Below are 5152 nucleotides of genomic sequence, written 5' to 3' on the forward strand. Positions count from 1 at the left end.
ATCCAGCACCGGGCGGCCATAGACGGAAAACAGCACGGCAAAGACGGCGATCGTCAGCAGGAAATTGAACAGCGGCCCTGCCACCACCGTGGCTGCGCGCTTCCAGATCGGCTGGGTGTGGAAGGCGACCGCGCGCTCGGCAGCGCTCAGCGTTTCCAGGTCCTCGGCGCTCGGCTGGCTCGACGTGGCATTCATGTCGCCGACGAACTTCACATAGCCGCCAAGCGGTATGGCGCAGAGCTTCCAGCGCGTGCCGTGGCTGTCGTTGAAGCCGAAGAGCTCGGGGCCGAAGCCGATCGAAAAGGCCTTCACGCCGATGCCGCACAAGCGGCCGATGAGGTAGTGACCCATTTCGTGCACGAAGACCACCACGGTCAGCACGAACAGGAACGGCACCAGCGTGCCGAGGACGAAGCCTTCCGTGCTGAACAACGCGTGAAGAATCTCGTTCAAGTCGTGTCCTCAAGATCGTGCGCGACGCAGGCCGTGCCGCGACTGTGACATCAATCCAGGCGAATCCGTGGCGCAGCCCGTCTCTCGCCCTACGACATGCGGTTCAAACCGGAAACAGCCCCTGTGCCGGATGATCGGCGCCCGCCGATATCCATCCGATGACGTACAGGGCGAACGCCGCCGCGACAAGCCCGTCCACCCTGTCCATGACGCCGCCATGGCCGGGTATCAGGTTTCCCGAGTCCTTCTGCCCATGGCGACGCTTGACCCAGGATTCGAAAAGGTCGCCAGCTTGCGAGACGACCGACAAAGCCAGGGCGACAAGGCCAAGGATGCCGAGATTGCCGACCCCGGCCACCGAAGCCAGAAGCACACCCGCGATCACGCCGCCAATGGCGCCGCCGAGCGCCCCGCTCTGCGTCTTGCCGGGCGAGATCGACGGCGCCAGCTTGGGGCCGCCGACGGCGCGACCGACGAAATAAGCCGCTATGTCGGTCGCCCAGACGACGGCGAACAGGAAGAGGATCGCAATCAGGCCGGAATGGTCGCCGTCGCGCAGCATCGCCAGCGACAGGCCGGAGAGAGACGCATAGGCCAGCCCGCCGGCGTCCCATTGCGCCGCCCCGCGCATTTGAGCGCTGGCGGCCGTGACCACAACTATGACCACGACGAGCGAGAGCAGCCAGGATGCAGGCACGCCGGCTATCAGGAAGCCGATGAAGGCCAGCAGCAGCGCCTCCGGCAGGAAGCCCAGGGAACCGCCGGTTGCCGGGCGCGCCATGCGTGACCACTCATAGAAAATGGTGGAGACGATGAAGGTGCAGAGAAAGCGGAACGGCAAGCCGCCGAGCCAGGTGAGCCCGAGCGTGACGGCGGCCAGCACGAGCGCCGAGATGACGCGCAGCTGGAGGTTGCTCATCTGGCCGCCGCTCACGAAGCGACGTCTTGGGCGGCAAGCCCGCCAAAACGGCGCTCGCGGCTGGCGAAGTCGCGCAGCGCGTCGGCCAGGTGCTCGCGGCTGAAATCCGGCCAGTAGCAAGGCAGGAACACCAGCTCGCTGTAAGCCGCTTGCCACAAGAGGAAGTTGGACAACCTGAGCTCGCCGCTGGTGCGGATGACCAGTTCGGGATCGGGAATGCCGTCGGTGTCGAGCGCGCCGGCAAAGGACTCCGCCGTGATCGCCTCGCTGTCGATCTCGCCGCGCACGGCCGCGGCTGCAAGCTTGCGCGCCGCGCGCACGATTTCGTCACGCCCGCCATAGTTGAAGGCGATGACCAGCGTCAGCGACTCGTTGCCGGCGGTGAGCGATTCGGCTTCCTGCAGCAGGCCCCTGATGTCCGGCTGCAGTCCTGACCGGTCGCCGACGATTCGCACCCGCACGCCGTTCTGGTGCAGTTCGGCAAGGTCGCGGCGGATGAACAGCTTCAAAAGGCCCATCAGGTCGCTGACCTCGGATTTGGGCCGCGACCAGTTTTCCGACGAGAAGGCGTAAACGGTCAGGAACGAGATACCAAGGCCAGGCGCGGCGCGCACCGTCTTGCGCAAGGCCTCGACGCCGGCGCGATGGCCGGCAAGCCGCGGCATGCCGCGCGCCTTGGCCCAGCGTCCATTTCCATCCATGATGATCGCGACATGCGCGGGCGTTGCCATGGTCTCGCTTTCGGGCCGGTGAAGGACCGACCCTAAACCTGCATGATTTCAGCTTCCTTATCGGAAAGCAGATGGTCGATGGTGCTGATCATCTCGTCGGTCAGTTTCTGCACCTGGTCGGAACGCTTGCGGTGATCGTCCTCGCCGATATTGCCGTCCTTTTCGGCCTTCTTGAGGAAATCCATGCCGTCACGGCGGACATGGCGGACAGCGACGCGGGCATTCTCGGCATAGCCGTGCGAAATCTTGACCAGTTCCTTGCGGCGCTGCTCGTTGAGTTCGGGCAGCGGGATCCTGAGATTGGTGCCGTCGACGATCGGGTTGAAGCCGAGATTGGATTCACGGATCGCACGGTCGACGGCGCCGACCATCGCCTTGTCCCAGACCGACACCGAAAGCATGCGCGGCTCCGGCACGGATACGTTCGCCACCTGGTTGATCGGCATCGAGGTGCCGTAAGCCTGGACCTGGATCGCGTCGAGCAGGTTGCTGGACGCGCGCCCGGTGCGCAGCGAGGCCAGATCATGCCGGAAAGCGGCGATCGCCCCGTCCATGCGCCGCTTGAGGTCGTCGAACTCACCACTCATCATCGTCTCCTCGACCCGTTTGCCGGGTTCACTGTTCAGGGCAACGGCCCCGTGCTCGAGCCTCGTTCCGAAAACCGGCTGTCGCTTTCATTAGCGGGCTTCCGGTTCGGATCACGCTCCGGATCAATCGTCCGCAACGACCGTGCAGCGGCCGCCGCCCCTCAGAATCTCGCCAAAACCACCCTTCTCGTGGATCGAATAGACGATTATCGGAATGTTGTTTTCGCGCGCAAGTGCAATCGCTGCCGTATCCATGATCGAAAGCCCGCGTTTGATCACTTCGGCATGGCTGATGCGCTCGAAGCGGGTCGCGTTGGGGTCCTTCTTGGGATCGGCGGAGTAGACGCCATCCACCTGGGTGCCCTTGAACAGCGCGTCGGCGCCGATTTCGGCGGCGCGCAGCGCCGCGGCCGAATCGGTGGTGAAGAACGGATTGCCGGTGCCGCCGGCGAAGATGACGACCTTGCCCTGATTCATGTAGGCAGTGGCCTGGCGCTGGGAGAAGCTCTCGCAAAGCTCCGGCATGGCGATTGCCGACAGCACCACGGCCTCGACGCCGATCTTGTTCAGCGAAGTGCGCAGCGCCAGCGAGTTGATGACGGTGGCAAGCATGCCCATGTGGTCGCCGGTGACGCGGTCGCCGCCCTTGGACGCAACCGCCACGCCGCGAAAGATGTTGCCGCCGCCGATGACGACACCAACCTCGATGCCCATCGCGCGCGCCTCGGCGATATCGGCGGCGATGCGGTCGACGACCGAGACATCGATGCCGAAATGCTGCTCGCCCATCAACGCTTCGCCCGACGCTTTCAGCAAGACACGTCGGTAGAGGGGCTTCGCCGTCATCTGAACCTCGTCATTGTGCGTGTGATGCGCCTGGGGTGGCCGCCCTCGCGCAGGCGCCGCGCCCAAAACAGCGGCGCGATGCGAGTTCCGATACACGAAGGGCGCCGCGATGTCACGCGGCGCCCCTGCGCAATCCCCGCTTGCGGACTGCGGCCGATCAGTCGCTGGCAACGCTGACGGCTTCGCCTTCGATGAGCACCGGCGACGCATAGCCCGCAGGTTTGTCGCCTGTCGTGGCGCCGCCAGTGACGCGGCCCTGTATCTCGAAACCGAAATAGGAATAGGGGAATGGCGCGGGGGACCGGCTCGCCTCGTCCAGCCTGCCGCGAAGATCGGCGGGAATCGAAAAATCCAGCGCGCCGAGATTGTCCTGCAGCTGGCCGAGCTTCGTGGCGCCGAGGATGACCGAGGCGATGCCCGGCTGCGTCGCCACCCAGTTGAGCGCCACCTGCGGCATGCTGCGGCCGAGTTCGGCGGCAACCTTTTCGAGCTCCGCCACGATCTTCCAGTTGCGCTCGGTGAATTTCTGGAACCCCGGATGGGTGGTGTTGCGGAACCCATCGAGCCGGCCGGCATTTCCGGCCTGCGCCGGCCGATACTTGCCGCTGAGCAAGCCGCTGGCCAGCGGGCTCCAGACCATGATGCCCGCCCCGTGACGCGTGCCGAAGGGGACGAACTCATGCTCGATCGAACGTTCGACGAGCGAATATTCGAGCTGCAAGGCCGAAACCGGCTCGTAGCCGCGCAATTCGGCAATCGCCTGGGCGCGGCCGGCATACCAGGCCGGCACGTCCGACAGACCGATATGGCGCACCTTGCCCACGCGCACCAGGTCGTCCAGCGTGCGCATGACCTCTTCGGCCGGCGTCAGCCGGTCCCAGACGTGAAGCAGGTAGAGGTCGATGTAGTCCGTGCCGAGTCGCCTGAGCGAGGCCTCCACCGCGCGCATGATGTTCTTGCGGCCATTGCCGCCGCTGTTTGGATTGCCGAGCTCGGTGTTCATGGTGAACTTGGTGGCGATCACTGCCTTGTCGCGCAGCCCGCGCTGGGCGACGAATTCGCCGAGCCAGGTCTCGCTCGTGCCATTGGTGTAGAGGTCGGCCGTATCGAAGAAATTGCCGCCTGCCTCGACATAGGCGTCGAACATCGAGCGGGCGGTTTCCCGGTCGGCTCCCCAGCCCCATTCGGTGCCGAACGTCATGGTGCCGAGTGCGAGACGACTTACCCGAAGGCCGCTGTTGCCGAGCGTGTAGTAGCTCATAGTCATGGTGTTGTTCCGATCCAGATTGACGCCGCCTTTCAGCGGCCGGGAGTGGCCTTGACCCACGGGTTGCCGCGCTCGTGCGTCATGAGGAACGTGAACCCATCCACTTTCCAGCCGGCTTGCGTGCGGGCCAGGTGGTGTTCGTAGGTGCCCCAGACTTCCCAGAGCGGGTCGCCATTGCCTTCCATCCGGTTCCAGGCGTAGCCGTTCGACGACACGGTGGCGCCATTGCCGTCGAATGCCACCTGGTGGTTGGTGCGCAGGTGCAGGCTGGTCTTGCTCCCCTTGAGGTTCGCCGACCATGTGCCGATCAGCTCGTCGGAAGGGATGGTGGCCGGCGGCTGTCCGGAGA

At 65.0% G+C, this 5152-nt stretch carries 6 protein-coding genes and 1 pseudogene; all 7 read right to left on the bottom strand.

The genetic code is table 11. The features are described 5' to 3' along the window. Nucleotides 1-453, bottom strand: a 453-nt coding sequence (locus tag EN780_RS27115) for a site-2 protease family protein (RefSeq protein ID WP_133372729.1), incomplete at its 3' end; no start/stop codon positions are given. Nucleotides 454-556: 103 nt separating this feature from the next. Continuing rightward, nucleotides 557-1372: a phosphatidate cytidylyltransferase gene (locus EN780_RS27120; protein ID WP_128275834.1), complete on the bottom strand. Its 816-nt coding sequence runs from the start codon at nt 1370-1372 to the stop codon at nt 557-559. A gap of 11 nt (nt 1373-1383) precedes the next feature. Continuing rightward, nucleotides 1384-2115 (bottom strand): annotated as a pseudogene (locus EN780_RS27125) (isoprenyl transferase); the annotation flags it as partial. A gap of 20 nt (nt 2116-2135) precedes the next feature. Next, nucleotides 2136-2690: a ribosome recycling factor gene (frr, locus tag EN780_RS27130; RefSeq protein WP_127286039.1), complete on the bottom strand. Its 555-nt coding sequence runs from the start codon at nt 2688-2690 to the stop codon at nt 2136-2138. 123 nt (nt 2691-2813) lie between these two features. Continuing rightward, nucleotides 2814-3536: a UMP kinase gene (pyrH, locus tag EN780_RS27135; RefSeq protein WP_127286038.1), complete on the bottom strand. Its 723-nt coding sequence runs from the start codon at nt 3534-3536 to the stop codon at nt 2814-2816. Nucleotides 3537-3693: 157 nt separating this feature from the next. Further along, nucleotides 3694-4803 carry an aldo/keto reductase gene (locus tag EN780_RS27140; RefSeq protein WP_128275835.1) on the bottom strand — a complete coding sequence of 370 codons (1110 nt, stop codon included), beginning with the start codon at nt 4801-4803 and terminating at the stop codon, nt 3694-3696. 32 nt (nt 4804-4835) lie between these two features. Beyond that, nucleotides 4836-5152 (bottom strand): nuclear transport factor 2 family protein (locus tag EN780_RS27145; RefSeq protein WP_133372730.1); only part of this gene is annotated, 317 nt, incomplete at its 5' end.

It is taken from the genome of Mesorhizobium sp. M4B.F.Ca.ET.089.01.1.1, assembly GCF_004022605.1.
In the GTDB taxonomy this organism is placed as follows: domain Bacteria; phylum Pseudomonadota; class Alphaproteobacteria; order Rhizobiales; family Rhizobiaceae; genus Mesorhizobium; species Mesorhizobium abyssinicae.

Coding starts and splice junctions, on each gene's coding strand:
- EN780_RS27140 (WP_128275835.1), bottom strand. CDS start 4,803: ATGACTATGAGCTACTACACGCTCGGCAACAGCGGCCTTCGGGTAAGT.
- EN780_RS27120 (WP_128275834.1), bottom strand. CDS start 1,372: ATGAGCAACCTCCAGCTGCGCGTCATCTCGGCGCTCGTGCTGGCCGCC.
- pyrH (WP_127286038.1), bottom strand. CDS start 3,536: ATGACGGCGAAGCCCCTCTACCGACGTGTCTTGCTGAAAGCGTCGGGC.
- frr (WP_127286039.1), bottom strand. CDS start 2,690: ATGAGTGGTGAGTTCGACGACCTCAAGCGGCGCATGGACGGGGCGATC.